This window comes from Neisseria animalis (genome assembly GCF_900636515.1).
In the GTDB taxonomy this organism is placed as follows: Bacteria; Pseudomonadota; Gammaproteobacteria; order Burkholderiales; family Neisseriaceae; genus Neisseria; species Neisseria animalis.
The window spans coordinates 1,779,076-1,800,196 of sequence record NZ_LR134287.1 but is presented as its reverse complement, the minus strand read 5'-3'; the positions used below and the strand labels follow the sequence as shown (position 1 = coordinate 1,800,196).

Here is a 21,121-nt window from a genome sequence, read left to right as displayed (position 1 = left end):
GATAAACCGTTTAATCTGACTGAATATTATAATAAAAATTCACGGCTTTTACGGTTTTAACAAATCCAAAAGCGCAGCCTCGTCCAAAACGGCAATCCCCAAAGCGTTGGCTTTTTCCAGTTTGCTGCCTGCCGCTTCGCCGGCAACCACAAAATCGGTTTTTTTGGAAACGCTGCCGGATACTTTGCCGCCTGCGGCCTCAATCATGGCCTGCGCCTCATCGCGCTTGAGGGTGGGCAGCGTGCCGGTGAGTACGAAGGTTTTACCTGCGGCGGCAGCGTGGAGGCCGTCTGAACCGCCGCCGGTATTTTCAGACGGCATGCCGGCTAAAAACCGGCACATGGTATGCAGCAGGACGGTATTGGTTTCAATATCGCGCCACTGCTGCCACTCGGCGGGCAGGGCTTTGTCGCAGATTAGTCCTTCTATGCTCTTTCCGGCCAAGTCCCACAGGGCGGCGGCTTTGTTTTCGCTGGTTTTGAAACCGGGCAGGCGGGCAATCCATCTTTCGGGGGCAAGGTATTGCGCCAACGGCAGCGTAACGGCCTGTTCTTTCGGGCGGACACCGACGGCAAGCAATTCGTCTATCATGGCCTGCTGTTCGTTTTGTGCGAAGAATTGGGCGATGGAGCGGGCGACGACTGTGCCGATGTCGGGCAGGCAGGCCAGCACCGGTTCGGGTGCGCGGCGGACGTTTTCCAAGCTGCCGAATGCCTGCGCCAATACTTTGGCGGTACGCTCGCCGACGTGGCGTATGCCGAGTGCGAACAGGAAACGCGCCAAATCCGGCTGCTTGCTGGCTTCCAAACCGGCCAGAATGTTTTCCGCCCATTTGGTCGGCTGTTTTTTTGCAGTACCGTCCGAAGTCTTTTTCAAACTGTCCGATAAACCTGCTGTGCCGTCCGGCTCATTTGCAGACGGCATGGCATCGGCGTTTTCCTTCATTTTCTGCAAAGTCGGAATATCCAAGCGGTACAAATCGGCAAAATGGCGCACCAAATCCTGCGCCACCAGCTGTTCGATGTGTTTTTGCCCCAAACCGTCGATGTCCATCATTTTGCGCGAAGCAAAATGAATCAGCCCCTGCGCACGTTGTGCCTGACACAACATGCCGCCGCTGCAGCGCGCCACCGCTTCGCCTTCTTCGCGCTCGATGCTGCTGCCGCAAATCGGGCAGGCATCGGGCAGGCGGTATTGCGGATAAAGCGGCACCTGCGCGGTTTGCACCGGTTCGGACGGCATCGCGGCATCGGCAAACAAATCATTTTGCAGGCCGTCTGAAAGCGTAGCGGCAGGCACGGTGTCAATTGTTTTCATCGGACGGCGTTCCCACACCACGCGCACCACTTCGGGAATCACGTCTCCCGCGCGGCGCACCACCACCGTATCGCCGACACGTACGTCTTTGCGCTGGGTTTCGCCTTCGTTGTGCAAAGTGGCGTTGGTCACGGTTACGCCGCCGACAAATACCGGCTGCAGGCGGGCCACGGGGGTGACCGCGCCGGTTCGGCCGACTTGTACATCAATGGCTTCCACAATGGTTAATGCTTCTTCGGCCGGGAATTTGTGCGCGATGGCCCAGCGCGGCGCGCGAGAAACAAAGCCCAGCGTTTCCTGCTGCGCCAAGCTGTTGACTTTGACCACCATGCCGTCGATTTCATAGGGCAAATCGGGGCGTTCGGCCTGCATTTGTTCGTAAAAAGCCAGTACGGCGGCAATATTGGAGAAGCAGGCGTAGTGTCCTTTGGGCAGGCTGAAACCGAGTCCGTCCAAATAAGCCAGCTCTTGAATGTGTTCTGCCGCCGTCAAACCGCCTTGCTGCTGCGCGATGCCGTAGGCGAAAAAATGCAGTTTGCGTTGCGCTGTAATCTTGGAATCCAACTGGCGCAGGCTACCCGCTGCCGCGTTGCGCGGGTTGGCAAACGGCTTTTGCCTGCTTTCGAGCTGGCGTTGGTTGAGTGCGGCAAAATCGGCTTTCAGCATCAGCACTTCGCCGCGCACTTCAATCAGTTCTGGCAGATGGTTGCCGTGCAGCCGCAAAGGGATATTGGCAATGGTTTTGACGTTTTGCGTGACATCTTCGCCGCTGGTGCCGTCTCCGCGCGTTGCCGCGCGAACCAAGATACCGTCGCGGTAGAGCAGGCTGACGGCCAGACCGTCGAATTTCGGTTCGATGACATATTCCGGCGTTTCCGCACCCAAGCCGCCGCGCACGCGTTCGTCGAAGGCATACATCTCGGCATGGTCGAATACGCCGTTTTCGTCTTGTGGTGAAAAGGCGTTGTTCAGCGACAGCATCGGCACTTCGTGGCGCACGGTTTCAAAACCGGCCAAGGCCGCGCCGCCGACGCGTTGGGTGGGGCTGTCGGGCTGCCGGTGTTCGGGGTATTCGCGTTCCAATGCCTCAAGTTCGCGGAACAGGCGGTCGTATTCGGCATCGGGCACGCTGGGCGCGTCGAGGGTGTAGTATTCGTAAGCGTAGCGGTTGAGCAGCGCGGTAAAGTTTTGGATTTTTTGTAGAATCTGGTTCATGGCGGTGGTTCGGACGGCATTTCGGGGGCTTAGGCCGTCTGCAAAAATCAAATAATCGTGATTTTACCTGAAAATGTGTACGGAAGAGGGCAATAGACGTGATTGCCGGAGAGGAAATACTGCTTGAAGGGTGGATTGGTCGGGCTGTTTGCGGCAAAAGACGGCACGGCTTTGTGGTGCGGGCAGGCAGATGGCTGATGAAATTGAACATACGGCTTGTTTTGCACGGTTGTTGTTCGGATACTGCTTGCGCTTGAATGTTCGGGCTTTTACGGGGCAGACCGATTAGGTAGGGGCAAGGTTTGAGAAGTATAGTCGAATAAAATAAGAATGAGACAAGGCAGCGAAGCCGCAGACAGTACACATAGTACGGCAAGGCAAAGCAACGCTGTATCATTCTTATTTTAAATGACTATAGTTGCTTAAAGTTTGAATGTGCGGCAGGGCAGGGGGCGTTTGATGGGAATTTGCAGACGGCATAAAAAACGGATATGCCGTATTTTCAGCATATCCGTTTGATGAGCAGTTAGGAGAACAGGCGTTTGGCTGCTTTACTGCCGGGCTTGATGCCGACTTTCAGCATTTCTTCCTGACGCGCCAAAACGTAGTTGCGTACGTCTTTGAGCCATTGCGTTGAAACTTCTTCCAATTTGTCGTTTACCAGATTCAGGCTCAACTGGCCGGACAGTTTGACCGCCAAGTCCATAAATTGATCGAAGGTTTTTTCGCCGGCGGGAACGTGCGGAATATCCAGCAGCATACTGAAGCCCTGATAGTTTTGGGCGGCCAGTGCAGCGCCGGAGAACGGTGTATTGTCCATGGTGCCGATGGCGAACATTTGGCAGCCGTTGCCGTCTGCAAAATGGAACAGGCCGTCACTGCCGAGCTGGAAGCCTGCGTTTTCCAAGGTGGCGCGAAGTTCTGAGCCGCTGATGTCGGCCTGCGACACCAAGTGCAGGGCAATGGTTTGGTCGACACGGACGCAGAAGTTGTCCAAGGCTTGCGCCACTTCGGTAAAGGCAGCGGTATCGGTATGCTTGACGCGGCCGCCGGTTTGTTGGGCAAAGGCATCAACACGACGGTTGAAGTCTTCCAACTCTTCGGCTGCGGCCACACCGCTGCGGCTGACTGCCTGCAAGCCCATCACAAACGCTTGGTAATGTACGCCCGGAATCGGCTCGGCAACTTGGAAGCGGTCGTCTGTGGTGCAGCCGATGATTTGGAAGCGGCGGCTTTCCGACAGGCGCGGCAATGAGTGCAACTCTTGCGCTTTATCCAAAGCGATGTAAGCAAGGTAGTCAAAACGCGGGTCGAACCATGGCAGCTCGCTTTGCGCCAGCTCTTCCAAGCTGATTAACGGCAGCTCTGCTTCGGCCGTATTTTCTTCCGCTGCGGCGGCATGGCTGTCGAAACCTGTCAAGGCAGGCTGCACCGGCTCGGCGTGGGCGGCTTTTTGTGCGGACGCTTTGGCCTTGGTTTTGGCCTCGAACAACTCGTCCTGCTCTTGCAGATTACGCATGGCGGCTTCCTGCGCCTTGTTCGGTTTTTTCAAAAACAAGCCTTTGCCGCCGGTTTCTTTATTGTCCCGTACATGGTTGACTTTGCTCGCCAACAGCGCGTCTTTGTCGGAATGGCCGAACTGCTCGCGCACCTGTTTGCGGTATTGGTTTTCCTGATACATATTGTAGGCGATAACCGCCAGAATGATGGCCAAGCCCAAAACGATAATAATCATGGTGTCGTCACTTTTAGAAAGGATGCGCCAAGCCGTAGCGTATGGCTCGAATGTTAAATGAATGAAATCAGATTATAACGAAATTTCCGCACTCTGGCAGCAACGGCGAGAAGAAAGCGGGTTTTCTTGAAATATTGCGGGCATACCCCATATAATCGCCCTGAAACTGTGTAAGGCCGTCTGAAAGTTCGGAAAATGTTCAGACGGCTTTTTCCGTCAAGATAACCATATTATTGCAATAAGGAAAGGCTGATGCCTGCTTCGCTGATTAAAGATTATTTACAGACCCAAGGGCTGAAACTGCCGCAAGACGAGGTACAGCTTGCCTGTGCAGGCGTGCGTGCGGTAATGGATTTGGGCAATGCTTCGATAGACCGCTCCGTATTGTGGTACGAACATGACGGTGTGCGGCTGGCGGACCATGTCGGGCAGAATGCGGAACACGAGGTTCTGCTGAAGCAAATCTATATGGCTTTGGATTCCGTATACAGCCGTAGCAAAAATGTACGCAGTGCGGTGGTTTACGCGCTGATGCCGTCTGCAAATTCGGCTTTGGGGCTGGTGTGTTTGAGCCGTCAGGGGGAACTTATCGAACATATCCTGACGGTGGACGGCGACAGCAGCCGCAGCCATCTGGCAGGCCGGACGGCACAAAGCGGCTGGCTGAACCTTTGTAACGATACGGCATATTGGCTGGAAAACGGCGAATTGGAAGGCGAACGCAACCAAGCCTGCGGCAGTCAGATTTCGGCTCCTGTCTGCACCCGCAGCGGTGCGGTGCTGGGGGTTGTCCACATTGAATTTGAGGGCGGCGGACAGGCAGACGAAGCCGCGCAAATCCAGTGGACGGCATTGGCATTGGAATTGTCCGAACCGCTGAAAAAACTGCTGAACATCGAAGACAATCAAGAGGATACGCAAGATGACTGATGCACTTAAATTCGTTGCCGCCTGCCGGCTGCCGACCGAATGGGGCGTGTTTACCATGCACGGTTTTGAAGAGCCGGGCGGTCAGGAACACGTTGCGCTGGTGATGGGCGATGTTGCAGACGGCCTGCCCGTGTTGTCGCGCGTCCATTCCGAGTGTCTGACCGGAGACGCACTGTTTTCGCAAAAATGTGATTGCGGCCCCCAGCTCAAGGCGGCCATGCAGGCCGTGCAGCAGGAAGGGCGGGGCGTGATTGTCTATTTGCGCCAAGAAGGGCGCGGTATCGGTTTGATCAACAAAATCCGCGCCTATCAATTACAGGATAAAGGTCTGGATACGGTGGAAGCCAATGTGGAACTCGGTTTGCCCGTTGATGCGCGCGACTTTATGCTTGCCAAGCATATTTACGACCACTTGGGCATTGCGGCGGTCAAGCTGCTGACCAACAATCCCGAGAAAGTCCAAACGCTGCAACAAGCCGGCATTAATGTCGTCGAACGCCGTGCGCTGCAAGTGGGCGAGAATGCCGAAAACGAACGCTATCTGCATACCAAAGCGGACAAGCTGGGGCATTTTCTGTTTCAGGAATAAGCGGCGGAAAATACCTGCGATATTCGGGGTAAATACCGCGTCGGGTAAGCCGTCTGCCGGGCGGGTAAACCCGATAATGATACGGCTGCATTGCTGTGGTAACGGGTTTTTCATGCGGTTTGCGGCAGCGGTGCGAAGATACGGTGATTGATACGGAATGGCTGCGCTTTGCCGAAGAGGGCGTGACGAAACTGCGAAAGCGGCAGGTTCGCCCGTTTTTGCTGTTTGCACGGTCTGCGGTTTTATGGCTGGTTTGATGCCGTGTGATGCGGCAATATAACGGTTTGGCGGAAGTGTTGCGTGCGGCAGTGTGTTTGTACATTGTTGTTATTATAGTCGAATAAAATAAGAATGAGACAAGGCAGCGAAGCCGCAGACAGGACACATAGTACGGCAAGGCAAAGCAACGCAGTATCATTCTTATTTTAAAAGACTATAAAAAAGGCCGTCTGCAAAACAGGCATATTCGAATATCGGATTGCCTGTTTTGCAGACGGCCTTTGTTTGGAAACATTCTTTGTTTGCCGCTCTGACAGCCGTTTTTACCGCATGATGGTTGAATGCCGTGCCATAAAAGTTTGCCGTCAATGCCTATCGGCTTGAACAGGGCAAATATTTATTGTTCAGGAAAACTGCTCCGCGCCGAGATTGGCCAAACGGTCGGCGCGTTCGTTTTCCGTATGTCCGGCATGGCCTTTTACCCATGCCCAGCGGACATCGTGGCGGGCGACCAAATCATCGAGTGTTTTCCATAAATCATCGTTTTTAACCGGCTTTTTCGCGGCGGTTTTCCAGCCGTTTTTTTTCCAGCCGTGTATCCAGCTTTCCATGCCGTTTTTCACATATTGGGAATCGGTGCAGATTTCCACCGAACAGCGGCGTTTCAGACTTTTCAAGCCTTCGATGACGGCGGTCAGCTCCATACGGTTGTTGGTGGTTTCCGCTTCGCCGCCGAAAAGTTCTTTTTCGTGTTCGCCGTAGCGCATGAGCACGCCCCAGCCGCCTGCGCCCGGATTGCCTTTGCACGCGCCATCGGTATAGAGATAAACGGTTTTTTCCATGATGTGCTCCATTTTGCAGACGGCATGAGCGGCAGGCGTGTGCCGCCAAAAGGGAAAATGCCGGTATGTTCAGCCGCAGATTTTATCACAGCCCGAAGCGGCTACGGCGGCTGTTTGCAGGCCGTCTGCATATTTGCGTTTGCATTCCGATAAAACAAGAATATAATATGAATGTTATTAAATTTCGGAAATGGAAAAATGAGCGAGCAACAGGAATTGTTGTGTTACCGGCAAATGCCCGTTTGGACGGCGGAAGACATTCCTGCCGCGTTGTTGGAACGGCACAATACCGCTGTGGGTACTTGGGGGCGGTTGGTGGTGTTACAAGGCCGTCTGCATTTTATCGGCTTAGATGAAACGGGTGCGGAAACTTCGGTACACAGTTTGGATAGCAACAGCGGCGATTGGATTATCGAACCGCAGGCATGGCACCGCATCGAACCGCAAAGCGATGATGTGCGTATCCAATTGGAGTTTTATTGCGAAGCGGCCGATTATTTCAGTAAGAAATACGGCATGAGTGCCACGCATTCGGCCGTTCGTGCGGCGCAGGATATTGTGCCGGCCGGCAAAGCCTTAGATATGGGGTGCGGACAGGGGCGCAATGCGCTGTTTCTCGGTTTGCAGGATTTCGAGGTAACGGCGGTCGATACCAATCCGAACGCGCTGCACCATGTGGCGGAGTTGGCGCGGCAGGAGGGCTTGAAAATCCGCACGGAGCTGTATGATTTGAACGCCGCCGCTTTGCAGGAGGATTATGATTATATTGTGGCAACGGTGGTGCTGATGTTTTTACAGCCGGAGCGTGTGCCGCACGTTATCGCCGATATGCAGGCGCATACCCGCGCGGGCGGTTACAATCTGATTGTTTCGGCCATGGATACGCCCGATTTTCCTTGTCCTATGCCGTTTCCGTTCAAGTTTCAAGAAGAGGAGCTGCGCCGCTGCTATCAGGATTGGGATATTTTGGAATATCGGGAAGAACTCGGCGCGATGCACGCGAAAGACGAGTTTGGCAATCCGATCCAGTTTAAATTTGTAACGATGTTGGCGAAAAAGCCGTAACAGACGAAACATTGCCCGAAGCGGAGCAGTATAGTCATTTAAAATAAGAATGATACAGCGTTGCTTTGCCTTGCCGTACTATGTGTACTGTCTGTGGCTTCGCTGCCTTGTCTCATTCTTATTTTATTCGACTATAAAAGGCCGTCTGTAAAACGCGCCGGGCGGAAATTTATCCGCAGGCTGGTTTTACAGACGGCCTTTTTGTCTTGCGCGCGGGGCTTACGCCAAATGACGCAAATAGTTCAACAGCAGCGGTACGGGGCGGCCGGTCGCGCCTTTTTCGCCGCCGGATTTCCATGCCGTGCCCGCGATGTCGAGGTGCGCCCACGGATAGTTTTCGGTGAAGTAAGAGAGGAAGGTGCCGGCGGTAATCGTGCCCGCGCCGGGTGTGCCGATGTTGGGCAGGTCGGCAAAGTTGGATTTGAGCTGTTCTTTGTAGGTGTCAAACAGCGGCAACTGCCATGCTTTGTCGTCCACGGCTTTGGAGGCGGCCAGCAGGCTGTCGACCAAATCCTGATTGTTGCCCATCACGCCGCTGACATCATGTCCCAGTGCGATGATGCACGCGCCGGTGAGGGTGGCGACATCAATCACGGCTTGGGGTTTGAACTGTTCGGCGTAGGTCAGCGCGTCGCACAAAATCAGACGGCCTTCGGCATCGGTGTTCAAGACTTCGATGGTCAAGCCGTTCATGCTTTTCACGACATCTCCCGGTTTGTTGGCGTTGCCGGCGGGCATGTTTTCGCAGGTGGGAACGATGGCAATCAGATTAATCGGCAGTTTCAGCTTGACCGCCGCGCAGAAAGTGCCGATAACGGTAGCCGCGCCGCACATGTCAAACTTCATTTCGTCCATATTGGCACCGGGTTTGAGCGAGATGCCGCCGCTGTCGAAGGTGATGCCTTTGCCGACCAGAACGATGGGGGCGGCGGTTTTGTCGGCGGCACCGGAGTAGCTCAATTCGACCAAGTAAGGGTTTTGGACGCTGCCTTTGGCAACCGACCAGAACGCGCCCATGTTTTCTTGAATATAGTCTTTGCCGATGATTTTTGCGGCAGCACCGAGTTTTTCGGCTTCGGCTTTGGCGGTGTGTGCCAAAAATTCCGGTGTGCATTCGTTTGGTGCGGCGTTGCCCAAATCGCGGCAGATGGTTTGGCCGTAAACTTGCGCTTCGGCGACTGCCAAGGCCGCATTGACTTTATCGGTATGGGCACTGTGGAATACGGCGGTTTCGAATTTGGCCGGCTTGGCCTCTTTTTTGTAGCGGTCGAAACGGTAGGCGGCATTGCCGAATGCGACGGCGAGGGCTTCGGCTACATTCGGTGCATCGGTTTCACCGAACAGGCTGATGTCTACGCCGACGTGTGTTTGGTGTTGCGCCCATTTGGCCGCTTCGGCAGCGGCTTTGTTCAATGAGGCGCGGTTTAAATCTTTCAGACGCAATACGGCTGCGGCCTGAATGCCGTCTGCAGTGGGGATTTTGGCTTCGGCAAACTGTTGTCCTTCTTCCAGCGATTGGCAGAGTGCGCGGGCGGTATCGTTTTCAGGCTGTGCGGTTTCGGTGCAGACAAATAATTGCGCGCCTGTCGGTTGCGGCTGCAATGTTTCGGCTTTTGTGCTAAATTCCACGTTTGTTCTCCTGTTTGTGGGCGGTATGCGTTTTACAGACGGCATGGGCGGGTATTTTCCGATTATCATGCCGTCTGTAAACAGTGATTTGGATTGTACTCCATGTTTGCCTTGTCTGAAACCTTGCCGCCGGCCTGATTTTCTTGATTGGATTGCGATGTCTTTTTCCAATTTGACCGTGGTTGCGGTAACCGGCAGCGATGCCTATACGGAAGGATCGGCTTATGCTGTGGCGCGAAGCTGCCGGGAGCTGCCCGGTGCGCGGGGATTGCTGGTCAGCCCGTCGCGGCCGAGGGCTTTTGATGAGGCTGAATTGTCCGCGCTGCCGCTGGCGCATTATGCCTGCCGCCCGTTTGGTTATTTGGAATACAATTATTTCATGCTTTATCTGCTCGCCGATTTGATCGAAACGGATTATTGCTTGGTGGTGCAGAACGACGGCTGGGTGTTGGACGGCAAAAACTGGCGCGATGAGTTTTGGCAATACGATTATCTCGGTGCGCCGATTCCGAAATTAGGCCGTCTGCAAAATGGTGTTTGGGAAATCGGTTGGTCGGACAAATGGTTTGAGTGTGTAACCAAACAGCTGCCGATGGACGGTTATGAGTTGCAAAACGGCGGTTTCAGTTTGAGAAGCCGCAGATTGCTGGAAGCCCCGCGCCGCTACGGTTTGTTTGTGCCGCCGGAAATGCCGCAACCGGTTCGCCCTCCGCATTCGGGCGGTAGGCAGGAAGACATTAAGATAGCGGTGGCGTTTTCGACGGCGGCGAATGAAGATGTGTTGCTTTCCGGGCTGTGGCGGCAGGGTTTGGAAGAGCAGGGTTTCCGCTTTGCGCCTTTGGGTGTGGCGGATTGGTTTGCTTACGAGAGTACCATTACGCCGCCGTTGCGGAATGTGCCGTTTGAAGATATTTTGGGCGTGCATTCAATGGGGCGTTGGTTGCTGGAGGGGTTGGATACCGTCCGTTTTGTCGGGGTGGACGAAGAGCATTTCCATAATGTGCTGCTTGCCGACCCTCATGCAAAATTATGGATAAACGCCGCTTTGCAGCAGGGGCTGCATTTGTTTTTTGATTGAACGCTATGATTTACCAACGGAATTTCATTAAAGAGCTGTCGTTTGCCGCTGTGGGCGTATTTGTGGTGCTGCTGGCGGTATTGGTTTCGACACAGGCCATCAACCTGCTCGGTCGGGCGGCAGACGGACGGGTGGCAACGGAAGCAGTGCTGGCATTGGTCGGCTTCTGGGTCATCGGTATGACACCGCTTTTATTGGTGTTGACGGCATTTATCAGTACGCTGACGGTGCTGACCCGCTATTGGCGCGACAGCGAGATGTCGGTATGGCTCTCGTGCGGCTTGGCGTTGCGCCAGTGGATTAAGCCGGTTATGCAGTTTGCCGTTCCCTTTTCCTTGCTGATTGCGGTGATGCAGCTTTGGGTAATGCCTTGGGCGGAGTTACGCAGCCGCGAATATGCGGAATTGCTCAAGCAAAAGCAGGAATTATCGCTGGTGGAGGCCGGTACGTTTAATTCTTTGGGCAAACGCAGCGACCGGGTATATTTTGTGGAAACCTTCGATGCCGGTTCGGGGGTTATGAAAAATTTGTTTTTGCGGGAGCAGGACGAAAAAGGGAATGATACGGTGGTCTTTGCCAAAGAGGGCAACTTCTCTTTGGAAGACAACAAGCGCACTTTAGAGCTGCGTAACGGCTACCGTTACAGCGGTACGCCCGGCAGAGGGGATTACAATCAGGTATCGTTTGAAAAGCTCAATCTGATTATCAGCACCACGCCGAAAATTGTCGATCCGATTTCCCACCGCCGTACCATTCCGACCGAGCAGCTTGTCGGCAGCAGCAATCCGCAACACCGCGCGGAGCTGATGTGGCGCGTATCGCTGCCGATCAGTGTTTTATTGTTGTGCCTGCTGGCTGTGCCGCTGTCGTACTTTAATCCGCGGACAGGGCATACTTACAATATTCTGATTGCCATCGGTATGTTTTTGATTTACCAAAACGGCTTGACCCTGTTGCGCCGTGCGGTGGAAGACGGCAGCATTCCGTTTGTTGTCGGTTTGTTGCCGATGCACGTGCTGGTTTTTCTGGTGGCGGTGGTGCTGTTGAGGGTTCGCAGTATGCCGGCGCAGCCGTTTTGGCAGGCAGTAGGTAAAAGTCTGACCCTGAAAGGCGGAAAATAATGAATTTGGTTTCGCGTTATATTATCCGCCAGATGGCTGTGATGGCCGTGTATGCGCTGTTGGCGTTTTTGGCGTTGTACAGTTTTTTTGAAATCATTGATGAAGCGGGCAATCTCGGCAGGGGAAATTACGGCGGCTGGGAAATGGCGCAATATGTGTTGTTGCAGATGCCCGCGCGCGCCTATGAATTGATGCCGCTGGGCGTATTAATCGGCGGATTGATTGCGTTGAGCCAGCTTGCTTCGGGCAGTGAATTGACGGTCATGAAAGCCAGCGGGTTGAGTACCAAAAGGCTGTTGCTGATTTTGTCGCAATTCGGTTTGATTTTTGCTGTGGCAACGGCTGTGTTGGGAGAGTGGGTAGCGCCGTCGTTGAGCCAGCGTGCGGAAAACATCAAAGCCAGCGCGGTTCACGGGAAAATCAGTGCCGGTGCTTCGGGCTTGTGGCTGAAAGAGCAAAACAATATCATCAATGTGCGCGAGATGCTGCCCGACCATACGCTTTTGGGAATTAAAATTTGGCGGCATGACGACTGTCACGAGCTGGTAGAAGCTGCTGAAGCGGAACGGGCGGTGCTCAATGCAGACGGCAGTTGGCTGCTGAAAAACGTGCGCCGCAGCGTTTTGGGGGCTGACAAAATCGATATTTCCGAGACCGTAGAGGAATCTTGGCCGGTTTCGTTGAAAAGCAGTCTGCTTGATGTATTGCTGGTCGATCCTGAGCAAATGTCGGTGGCGGAGTTGACGACTTACATCACCCATTTGGAAAATAACCACCAGCAAACGCAAACCTATGAGATTGCGTGGTGGCGCAAGCTGGTGTATCCGGTTGCCGCTTGGGTGATGGCTTTGGTGGCTTTTGCTTTTACGCCGCAAAATACGCGCCACGGCAACATGGGCTTGAAGCTGTTTGGCGGCATTTGTTTGGGTTTGGCGTTTCACTTCGCCGGACGTTTGTTCGGCTTTACCAGCCAGCTTTACGGTATTCCGCCGTTTCTTGCCGGTGCGCTGCCGACCATTATTTTCGCGCTGCTGGCGGTGTATTTGATACGCAGGCAGGAAAAGCGGTAGGCTGAACGGATTGACAGAAAAATCAAGATAAGGCCGTCTGCAAATGGCGTATGCTGTTTTGCAGACGGCCTTTGGTATGCTTATTGAACGCAGAATGATACGGCGTTGCCGCGTTTTGCTCAAAGAGGGGGCAAGCTGCCGATGAAGCAACCGGTTTGCCGAATGGTATTGCCTTGGCTCACTTTGTGTGATTCGACTGCATCATGATGAACGGCAACTGAGAGAAGACGATAGCCAAGGCGGACATATCGCGGCTGTTGTCATGCTGCCGATTGTACGGTTCAGGGTAATTTGGGTTTGAATTTGACGCTCAACGGCAGGTGGTCGGAGAGTTTTTGCCAGTTGGTGCTGTTGTGGATTTGGGTATCCAAAATTTCCAAATTGCGCGTATAAACGCGGTCAAGGCTCAACAGCGGCATACGGGCAGGAAAGGTTTTCGGCCGTTTGCCTTGCTGATCCACAAAAACTTCTTCCAAGTTTAAAGCCTTGCCCAGCGATAAGGCCGATTTCTGCCGCCAGTCGTTGAAATCTCCGGCGATGACCAAGGGGCTGTCGCTGCTGATGTGGCGGCTGACATATTCAAAAATCGCCCGATATTGTTTGGCACGGTCGGGTTCGCGCAAGTTCAAATGGGCGCACAGGCAGACCAGCGGCGTTTCCCAACCTTCGGGCAGCACTTCGCAATGCAGCATACCGCGCTGTTCCATTTTATTCACCGTAATATCCAGATTGTGGCGCGTATCAATCGGCAGGTGGCTGAGAATGGCGTTGCCATGATGGCGTTCGGGATAGACGGCGTTTTTACCGTAGCTGCGGTGAAAATCCAAATGTTCGCCCAAAACATCGTAATGCGGCCGGTCGGGGAACTCGGAAAAGCGGCTGCTGCGTTCCATATGCAGCCCCTGCACTTCCTGCAGAAACAATACATCGGAATTTAAGCCTTTCAACTCTTCCGCCATGCGGTTGAGCTGCACCTTGCGGTTGAGCGCCGACATTCCTTTGTGCATATTGTAAGATGTAATGGTAACGGGCGAGGCGGGCATATTGTTGCAACAGAATTTTTAAACGGATTGATTGTTACAGTATAGCATTGTTGCTTACAGATGGTTGGCAGGCTGTGTAAAATTTGAAAGGGTTTGTGGAAAGGCCGTCTGCAAATCGCATATCCTGATTTTGCAGACGGCCTTTACGCTTATTTTGCCGCATTCAGATTTATAGTCGAATAAAATAAGAATGAGACAAGGCAGCGAAGCCGCAGACAGTACACATAGTACGGCAAGGCAAAGCAACGCTGTATCATTCTTATTTTAAATGACTATATTTGCGTTTGCTCAAATACCGCCAAAATCCTTCGAACTTCATCGGCTTCCTTAATCGGGCGCACTTGTTCAAACAATTCCTGTGCGGGCGCGTAGGCTTTTTTCATCATGCCCAGCCATTGTTTCAAACGGGCAACGGGATATTTGTTGTTGCTTTCTTTGGCCAAGCACAAGTCGAAAAACAGCCTTATCCAGCCTGCAATTTCAGCAAAATCCGCTTCCGATACCGCATTGCCCGCCTCGTATTGCTTAATCTGCCGCGCCAAATCCGGCCGGATTACCGCCCCCCGCCCGATCATGACGCTGTCGCAACCGCTGGTTTCTTTAATTTCCAGATAATCCTTTAAGCTGAACACATCGCCGTTTGCGGTAACCGGAATATCTACTGCTTCGCGGATTTTCCTGACCCAATCCCAATGCGCGGGCGGTTCGTAGCCTTCGACCTTGGTACGCGCGTGTACCGTCAGGCCGCATGCGCCGCCGTCTGCAATCGCCGCCGCACATTCCAAAGCAAGGCTTTTGTCTTCAAATCCCAAACGCATTTTTCCGGTCAGCGGAATATGCGCGGGCAAGCGTTCGCGCAGGGTTTTCACAATATGGAAAATCAGCTCCGGCTCTTTCAGCAACACCGCTCCGCCTTTGTGTTTGTTGACCGTCGGCGCGGGGCAGCCGAAATTCAAGTCGATTTTGTCCGCACCGAAACGCACCGCTTCCAGCGCGTTGACCGCCATATTGTCCGCATCGCTGCCCAAAAGCTGCACTGTGCAGGGCGTACCGGCAAAGGTTTTGTTGCCGGTGGCGATTTCCGGTATGTGTTTGAGCCATGTGGCACGGGAATGCACGGTATGGGTAATGCGGACAAACTCGCTTACGCATTCGTCGTAGCCGCCGATACGGGTCAGCAAATCGCGCATCACATCATCGCAAAGCCCCTGCATGGGCGCAAGAATAAGCTGCATGGTTGGAAAGGCCGTCTGTAAAATCAAATGCGTATTGTAGCGGTATATCGGGTAAAATACACGCAGACAGTTTTTCAGACGGCTTCTTTTATGACCCCGACACCCCCCATTCCGGCCACTGCTGCCATATTGGTAAAAAACTCCGAACCTCATCTTGCCGAAGTATTGGACGCATTGGCGGATTTTGATGAAATACTGCTGCTGGACAACGGTTCGACCGACAGAACTTTGGAAATTGCCGCGCAGTTTGCCAATGTCCGCTGCTGTTACCATGAGTTTGATGGTTTCGGGCCGATGAAAAACCGTGCGGCAGAGGCTGGCAAAACATGATTGGATTTTCAGTATCGATAGCGATGAAGTGGCCGATGAAGTATTGATTGGAGGGATTCGCGCGGCAGTAGCCGAAAACAATCCCCGCAAAATCTTTATGCTTTCACGCCTGAACCACTATAACCGCCGTTTGATTAAAGCATGCGGTTGGTATCCTGATGTTCTGCCGCGCCTTTACCACAGGGAATTTACCCGCTTTTCCGACCGTCAGGTTCACGAGGCTTTGATTCTGCCGCCGGAATCGGTCAAACAGGTTTTGCCGGGTTGCCTGAAGCATTATTCGTTTGAGAATGCCGAAGGATTGGTTAAGAAAATGCAGCAGTACAGCTCACTGTATGCCGATGAAAACCAATACAAAAAACCGGCTTCTTTATCGAAAGCATTATTGCACGGCGGCGTATCGTTTATCAAAAACTACCTGTTTAAACGCGGGTTTATGTATGGTGCGGACGGGCTGACGATTTCGATTGCCAACGCGCAAGGTTCGTACTACAAATATGTCAAACTTTACGAGCGAAACCGCCGGCTTTCCACGGCTTTGGTGATAACGACTTACAATCGTCCCGATGCTTTGGAGAAAGTGTTGCAATCGGCATTGGCGCAAACCCGTCTGCCCGACGAAATCATTATTGCCGATGATGGTTCGGGTGAGGAAACGGCCGAAGTGGTACGCCGTTTCCGGCAGGTTTCCCCCGTGCCGGTCAAGCACGCTTGGCGGCCGGACGACGGTTTCCGTGCGGCAGAGGCAAGAAACCGTGCCATTGCCATGGCACAAAGTGATTATATTGTTTTGATTGATGGCGATATGCTGCTTGAGCCGCACTTTATTGCCGATCATATCGATAGGGCGCACAAAGGCCGCCTGATACAAGGTTCGCGGGTTTTGCTGACCGAAACGCGCACTCGGGAAATTCTCTCCGAAAACGGTTTGCCGAAACTTTCTGCTTGGAGCAAAGGCATCGGTAAACGCATTTCGGCGGTGCGCTGCCGGTTCTTGTCTTCATATGCCGGCAGTCGGGGAAGTTGTCAGCACAAGGGCATCAAAACCTGCAATATGGGATTTTTTCGTGAAGATGCGCTGGCGGTTAACGGCTTTGACAATGAGTTTGTCGGCTGGGGGAGGGAGGACAGCGAATTTGTCGCCCGCTGCTACCATAACGGCATGAAACGGCACAATCTCAAATTCGCCGGCGTGGCATACCATCTCTATCATCACGAAGCCGAGCGGGACGCTTTGCCGAAGAATGATGTGCGTTTGCAAACCACATTGAGCAATCGCACCGTCCGCTGTGAAAATGGTATTGATGCGTTTTTATCGGAAGACCGATAATCAGATATTTAATCATCAGATATTGATAGGAAAAGCCGTCTGCAAAATCAGGCTTCGTGATTTTGCAGACGGCTTTTTTAGGGTTGGTTGTCAGTCGGCGTTCTTCTTCGCTTTGCTGCGGGCGCGGACGATTTCGATAACGGCGGGCAAAACCGAAATAATGATGATGGCTGCCAGCACCAGCGCCAGATTGTTTTTCACGGCAGGAATGTTGGCGAAGAAATAGCCTGCATAAGAAAACAGCACCACCCAAGCAACTGCGCCGATGATGTTGTAGCGGATAAATTTGCGGTAGTCCATGTGCCCCATGCCGGCGACAAATGGGGCAAAGGTGCGGACAATCGGCACGAAGCGGGCGATGATGATGGTTTTTCCGCCGTGTTTTTCATAAAAGGCATGGGTTTTTTCCAGATAGGCACGGCGGAAAATTTTGGAATCGGGGTTGGCAAACAGTTTTTCGCCGAAATATTTGCCGATGGCGAAGTTGACGGCATCGCCGAGAATGGCCGCCGCCAGCAGCAGTAAAACCATCAGATGAATGTTCATGCTGCCCAATGCGGCAATCCCGCCGGCAGCAAACAGCAGGGAATCGCCCGGCAGAAACGGGGTAACGACAAGGCCGGTTTCGCAGAATACGATGATAAACAGAATGGCGTAAATCCATACGCCGTATTGCGAGGCAAGGGCAGTCAAGTGTTGGTCGATGTGGAGGATAAAATCGATGATGCCGCTGAAAAGGGCAATGAAAGCGTCCATGAAACTGTGTTCCTGCTGGTGTATCGGGGTGTATGGTTTTGCGGTAAGGTTTGAGCGTTTTGCAGACGGCCTGTATGCCGTCTGCAAATCCGATTCGCGGCTTTACTTGAAAGAAAATGAAAAAATATGCTGCGGCAGCAGGCGGATATTTTTAATTTTTCTTTCAGGCTGAAAACGTGCTGTCTGTGCAGTAGGCAAAAAAAACCATCTATACAAAGGGGAAAAGTATAGATGGCCAAACACATTACGGGGAAAACGTCTTACTCACTACTTACCCTTGCGGATAAGTCTTACTCAGACGGAGTTCATTATACATAATGCCTACGGTTTTTGTGTTAAGTAAAGTTAAATTATGTATATTATTGATGAAATCGGTTTGTTATTATTTGATTTTATTCTTTACGCATAAAATCAGGTTTTTTTGTTGTGAAAATGTTGCAGTGAAAGAAAATAAAAATGCAAATCGGGTGTTTGGGATAATGCTTTTTGTGTTTTATTTCATATTGTGCGGAACAATTTCCTGAAAAATATTGTCGGCCGGACGCAACAAAATATACGGTTTTGCTGTTTTGCTGTTTTGCTGTTGAGGCCGTCTGTTTGATTTTGCAGACGGCCTGATGTCGGCGGAGGGGTTGGGGGTATCCTAGCTGGCGGATGTGTGCCGGCACAACGCTGTCAGAATGTTTCGCCTGCTTTCAGATAACGCCATTTGCCGGGGGGAAGTTTGCCGAGTTTGACTTTGCCCATGCGGATGCGTTTGAGGCCGACGACGCGCAGACCAACCAGCTCGCACATGCGGCGGATTTGGCGTTTTTTGCCTTGTTTCAGGATAAAGCGCAATTGGTCTTCGTTTTGCCATTCTACTTTGGCGGGGCGCAGTTTTTCGCCGTCTAAGCTCAAGCCGTGGTTGAGTAGGGCGAGACCTTGGTTGTCGAGTTTGCCGCGCACCCGAACGAGGTATTCTTTTTCGCTGTTGCTGTGTTCGCCGATGAGTTGTTTGGCGATTCTGCCGTCTTGGGTGAGTACGAGCAGCCCGACGGAATCGATGTCTAGTCTGCCGGCGGGGGCAAGGCCGAATTTGTGTTTTTCGTTGAAGCGGATGCGGCTGTCGTCGCCTTCCCATTGGTTTTCGGGCGTAATCAGCTCGGCAGCGGCTTTGTATCCTTTTTCGGCTTGTGCGCTGACGTAGCCGACGGGTTTGTTCAGTAAGATGGTTACGCGCGCGGCTTGGGTTTCGTGTGCCTGCTTGTGGAGGTCGATGCGGTCGGCTTCGGTTACTTTTTGGCCGAGTACGGCGGTTTGGCCGTTGACTTTGACCCAGCCTTGTTCGATGTAGCTGTCGGCTTCGCGGCGGGAACATAATCCTAGTTGTGCCATGCGTTTGGAAAGGCGCATGGTCTCTGGGGTATCGGCTTGCATGGTGTGATGTTCGGAGTTGGATAGGGCGGATTATAGCATTGATGGGTGTGAAGCGGGATTGGCTTGTATGTTTGGAAAATATAGTCATTTAAAATAAGAATGATACAGCGTTGCTTTGCCTTGCCGTACTATGTGTACTGTCTGCGGCTTCGCTGCCTTGTCTCATTCTTATTTTATTCGACTATATTGTGCATTAGAGAAAAATAGAGGCTGCGGGCAATCGGCAATGGAGCGGCGGATTTGCTGTTTCGGCGGTTTTTTCTTTCGGTAGGGCAGGTTCATGCTGCAACGGTTTGCTTCACCATATATAGTCATTTAAAATAAGAATGATACAGCGTTGCTTTGCCTTGCCGTACTATGTGTACTGTCTGCGGCTTCGCTGCCTTGTCTCATTCTTATTTTATTCGACTATAAGAGGGGAATGTTGTGTTGCGTGATATGGTTGGTTGTTTTGGGTAATTACGCGAATTTTGAGATGTAAAAAAGCCGTCTGCAAAAGCCGGAAACGGATATGGTTTCCACCGGGCTTTTGCAGACGGCTTTGCTGTTCAGAGGATTACATAAACAGTATCATGGCGACGATTACGGCGATGATACCGTAAAGAGCCATCGGGATAACGGTTTTCTTGATAATCGCACCTTCGGAGTTGTTGACATTAACCACCGAGCAGACAGCAATGATGTTGTTGATACACACCATGTTACCCATTGCGCCACCTACAGACTGCAACGCCAGAATCAGGGTAACGGATAAGCCGGTATCCAAGGCGATTTGTTGCTGAATCGGGCCGAACGTCAGGTTGGATACGGTATTCGAGCCGGAGAAGAATGCACCGATTGCACCCAAGTATGGCGAGAAGTAAATCCAATGCTCACCGGCCATGGCGGCAAATTCGGTACCGATAACTTTTACCATGGATTTGTCGCCGCCAACCATCATCAGTTTGACCATAATCAGCGCGCCCATCAATGCCAGCAGCGGTTTTTTGGTTTGGTTGAAGGTGGCAACGTAGAATTTCCAAGCATCGTCAAATTTGGTTTTGTAAAGAATGATACAAATCCATACGGTCAGGACAAACGGAATCCATGCCGGTACATACAGGGTTTGGTAGCGGTCAACCACGCCTGTGCCGAAGATGTCGGCAAAGATGATGGTCAGAGATTGGGTAACGGTAATGTCGCTCAAGCCCGGCAGTGAGAAGCTGAACCAAGGTTCGGTGCTGGTGAGCAGACCTTTCAGACCCAGTTGCTTGATGCGGGTAATGACCAGCATACCGATCAGCATACCCAGCGGAGCCAAGGCTTTGGCCACTTGGGCAAACGGTACTTTTTCCGCATTCGGATCTTTCGGGTGCTCTTTGCTCAAGCCCCAGCCGTGGTTGGCGGCAAATACGGAAATCATCAGGCCGATTGCGCCGGCAACCAGAGACGGAAATTCTTCGTTAACCATTGCCAGTGCAACATAAGGAATGGTACAGGCCAGAATGCTGATGTACACAAAGCCGATGTTTTTCTTGATTTCCGCCCACGGTACGATAAAGCTCAAACCGATAACGGGGATAACCAGACCGGCAAAGAAGTGCATGATACCGGTTTGCTTACCGATGGTCAGAATCTCTTCAGGAGTGAGGTTCAACGGAGCAAAGCCGAACCAAGTCGGTGTGCCGACTGCGCCGAACGATACCGGTACGGAGTTCATCACCAAAGTGAAAATCGCCACTTTCAAGGGATTAAAGCCCAAGCTCATCAAGATTGGTGCGGCAATCGCGGCAGGCGTACCGAAGCCTGAAGCACCTTCAATCATGAAAGCAAACGCCCAGCCGATAATCATCAGCTGCGCCACAGGATTCGGATTGATGGTGGCCAGCCATTTGCGGATGATGTCGATACAGCCGGTGGTTTCCATCATGCGGTTGAACATGATCGCACCGAAAATCACGGTAATCGGCGTTAATGTGGCAACCAAACCGGAAGCGGCGGTAGCATTCAGCAACATAAAATCGTCGCCGAAGTAGGTAATTTTAATCACGTAAATCAATGCTGCGGTAATGGGCAGCGCGATGTAGGAAGGCATACTGTTTTTTTTCACCATCAGCCAAATCAGCAGCACGATGGGGAAAATGCTGAGGAACAAAGCCATACAACAATTCCTTATGGTTTATTGTGAAACCGGCGAGCCGGAGCAGGCCGTCTGAAAA

The 21,121-nt window shown here is 52.5% G+C and carries 15 protein-coding genes and 1 pseudogene; 7 read left to right on the top strand and 9 right to left on the bottom strand.

All coding sequences use genetic code 11. The features are described from left to right. Positions 1 to 48: 48 nt before the first annotated feature. A complete protein-coding gene (gene ligA / locus EL111_RS08280) occupies positions 49 to 2,532 on the bottom strand; it encodes an NAD-dependent DNA ligase LigA (protein WP_123794614.1) in 2,484 nt (827 codons plus the stop codon). Between the two features lie 526 nt (positions 2,533 to 3,058). Continuing rightward, positions 3,059 to 4,267: a cell division protein ZipA C-terminal FtsZ-binding domain-containing protein gene (locus tag EL111_RS08275; RefSeq protein WP_123794613.1), complete on the bottom strand. Its 1,209-nt coding sequence runs from the start codon at positions 4,265 to 4,267 to the stop codon at positions 3,059 to 3,061. Between the two features lie 252 nt (positions 4,268 to 4,519). On the opposite strand from EL111_RS08275, the gene EL111_RS08270 reads away from it, so the two are divergent. Together EL111_RS08270 and ribA are read left to right on the top strand one after the other, a co-directional pair. Further along, a complete protein-coding gene (locus tag EL111_RS08270; RefSeq protein WP_123794612.1) occupies positions 4,520 to 5,197 on the top strand; it encodes a hypothetical protein in 678 nt (225 codons plus the stop codon). Next, on the top strand, positions 5,190 to 5,786 hold the full coding sequence (ribA, locus tag EL111_RS08265; RefSeq protein WP_123794611.1) for a GTP cyclohydrolase II: 597 nt from the start codon (positions 5,190 to 5,192) through the stop codon (positions 5,784 to 5,786). Before EL111_RS08270 ends, ribA begins: the two co-directional genes overlap by 8 nt. A gap of 623 nt (positions 5,787 to 6,409) precedes the next feature. On the opposite strand, the gene rnhA is transcribed toward ribA, so the two are convergent. Beyond that, positions 6,410 to 6,847 carry a ribonuclease HI gene (gene rnhA, locus EL111_RS08260; protein ID WP_123794610.1) on the bottom strand — a complete coding sequence of 146 codons (438 nt, stop codon included), beginning with the start codon at positions 6,845 to 6,847 and terminating at the stop codon, positions 6,410 to 6,412. A 198-nt stretch (positions 6,848 to 7,045) separates the two neighbouring features. Here rnhA and tehB point away from each other — a divergent pair, with 198 nt between their 5' ends. Further along, on the top strand, positions 7,046 to 7,912 hold the full coding sequence (tehB, locus tag EL111_RS08255; protein WP_123794609.1) for an SAM-dependent methyltransferase TehB: 867 nt from the start codon (positions 7,046 to 7,048) through the stop codon (positions 7,910 to 7,912). Between the two features lie 219 nt (positions 7,913 to 8,131). On the opposite strand, the gene EL111_RS08250 is transcribed toward tehB, so the two are convergent. Next, entirely contained in the window at positions 8,132 to 9,541 is a 1,410-nt protein-coding gene (locus tag EL111_RS08250; RefSeq protein WP_123794608.1) for a leucyl aminopeptidase, read from the bottom strand. Between the two features lie 157 nt (positions 9,542 to 9,698). Here EL111_RS08250 and EL111_RS08245 point away from each other — a divergent pair, with 157 nt between their 5' ends. Genes EL111_RS08245 through lptG form a run of 3 tightly spaced genes read left to right on the top strand, consistent with a single transcriptional unit; the run spans position 9,699 to position 12,810 of the window. Then, the gene (locus EL111_RS08245; protein ID WP_123794607.1) at positions 9,699 to 10,619 is read left to right on the top strand and encodes a DUF5672 family protein; all 921 of its coding nucleotides are present in this window, start codon (positions 9,699 to 9,701) and stop codon (positions 10,617 to 10,619) included. A gap of 5 nt (positions 10,620 to 10,624) precedes the next feature. After that, a complete protein-coding gene (lptF, locus tag EL111_RS08240) occupies positions 10,625 to 11,740 on the top strand; it encodes an LPS export ABC transporter permease LptF (protein WP_123794606.1) in 1,116 nt (371 codons plus the stop codon). Then, the gene (gene lptG, locus EL111_RS08235; protein WP_123794605.1) at positions 11,740 to 12,810 is read left to right on the top strand and encodes an LPS export ABC transporter permease LptG; all 1,071 of its coding nucleotides are present in this window, start codon (positions 11,740 to 11,742) and stop codon (positions 12,808 to 12,810) included. The genes lptF and lptG overlap by 1 nt, the downstream gene beginning before the upstream one ends. A gap of 281 nt (positions 12,811 to 13,091) precedes the next feature. Here the strand turns inward: lptG and EL111_RS08230 are convergent, their stop codons facing one another. Together EL111_RS08230 and EL111_RS08225 are read right to left on the bottom strand one after the other, a co-directional pair. Beyond that, a complete protein-coding gene (locus EL111_RS08230) occupies positions 13,092 to 13,853 on the bottom strand; it encodes an endonuclease/exonuclease/phosphatase family protein (RefSeq protein ID WP_123794604.1) in 762 nt (253 codons plus the stop codon). Positions 13,854 to 14,125: 272 nt separating this feature from the next. After that, complete coding sequence (locus tag EL111_RS08225; RefSeq protein WP_123794603.1) at positions 14,126 to 15,088, bottom strand: tRNA dihydrouridine synthase; 963 nt, start codon at positions 15,086 to 15,088, stop codon at positions 14,126 to 14,128. A 90-nt stretch (positions 15,089 to 15,178) separates the two neighbouring features. Here EL111_RS08225 and EL111_RS08220 point away from each other — a divergent pair. Next, positions 15,179 to 16,748, top strand: a pseudogene (locus EL111_RS08220) (glycosyltransferase family 2 protein). A gap of 90 nt (positions 16,749 to 16,838) precedes the next feature. Here the strand turns inward: EL111_RS08220 and EL111_RS08215 are convergent. From EL111_RS08215 to EL111_RS08205, 3 genes are all read right to left on the bottom strand, one after another. Further along, positions 16,839 to 17,504, bottom strand: a complete 666-nt coding sequence (locus EL111_RS08215) for a DedA family protein (protein ID WP_123794601.1) — start codon at positions 17,502 to 17,504, stop codon at positions 16,839 to 16,841. Positions 17,505 to 18,179: 675 nt separating this feature from the next. Continuing rightward, positions 18,180 to 18,923, bottom strand: a complete 744-nt coding sequence (locus EL111_RS08210) for a pseudouridine synthase (protein ID WP_123794600.1) — start codon at positions 18,921 to 18,923, stop codon at positions 18,180 to 18,182. Between the two features lie 556 nt (positions 18,924 to 19,479). Further along, positions 19,480 to 21,063: an L-lactate permease gene (locus tag EL111_RS08205; protein ID WP_123794599.1), complete on the bottom strand. Its 1,584-nt coding sequence runs from the start codon at positions 21,061 to 21,063 to the stop codon at positions 19,480 to 19,482. Positions 21,064 to 21,121 lie beyond the last annotated feature (58 nt).

Coding starts and splice junctions, on each gene's coding strand:
- tehB (WP_123794609.1), top strand. CDS start 7,046: ATGAGCGAGCAACAGGAATTGTTGTGTTACCGGCAAATGCCCGTTTGG.
- EL111_RS08230 (WP_123794604.1), bottom strand. CDS start 13,853: ATGCCCGCCTCGCCCGTTACCATTACATCTTACAATATGCACAAAGGA.
- ribA (WP_123794611.1), top strand. CDS start 5,190: ATGACTGATGCACTTAAATTCGTTGCCGCCTGCCGGCTGCCGACCGAA.
- EL111_RS08215 (WP_123794601.1), bottom strand. CDS start 17,504: ATGGACGCTTTCATTGCCCTTTTCAGCGGCATCATCGATTTTATCCTC.
- ligA (WP_123794614.1), bottom strand. CDS start 2,532: ATGAACCAGATTCTACAAAAAATCCAAAACTTTACCGCGCTGCTCAAC.
- lptG (WP_123794605.1), top strand. CDS start 11,740: ATGAATTTGGTTTCGCGTTATATTATCCGCCAGATGGCTGTGATGGCC.
- EL111_RS08275 (WP_123794613.1), bottom strand. CDS start 4,267: ATGATTATTATCGTTTTGGGCTTGGCCATCATTCTGGCGGTTATCGCC.
- EL111_RS08245 (WP_123794607.1), top strand. CDS start 9,699: ATGTCTTTTTCCAATTTGACCGTGGTTGCGGTAACCGGCAGCGATGCC.
- lptF (WP_123794606.1), top strand. CDS start 10,625: ATGATTTACCAACGGAATTTCATTAAAGAGCTGTCGTTTGCCGCTGTG.
- EL111_RS08225 (WP_123794603.1), bottom strand. CDS start 15,088: ATGCAGCTTATTCTTGCGCCCATGCAGGGGCTTTGCGATGATGTGATG.
- EL111_RS08210 (WP_123794600.1), bottom strand. CDS start 18,923: ATGCAAGCCGATACCCCAGAGACCATGCGCCTTTCCAAACGCATGGCA.
- rnhA (WP_123794610.1), bottom strand. CDS start 6,847: ATGGAAAAAACCGTTTATCTCTATACCGATGGCGCGTGCAAAGGCAAT.
- EL111_RS08270 (WP_123794612.1), top strand. CDS start 4,520: ATGCCTGCTTCGCTGATTAAAGATTATTTACAGACCCAAGGGCTGAAA.
- EL111_RS08205 (WP_123794599.1), bottom strand. CDS start 21,063: ATGGCTTTGTTCCTCAGCATTTTCCCCATCGTGCTGCTGATTTGGCTG.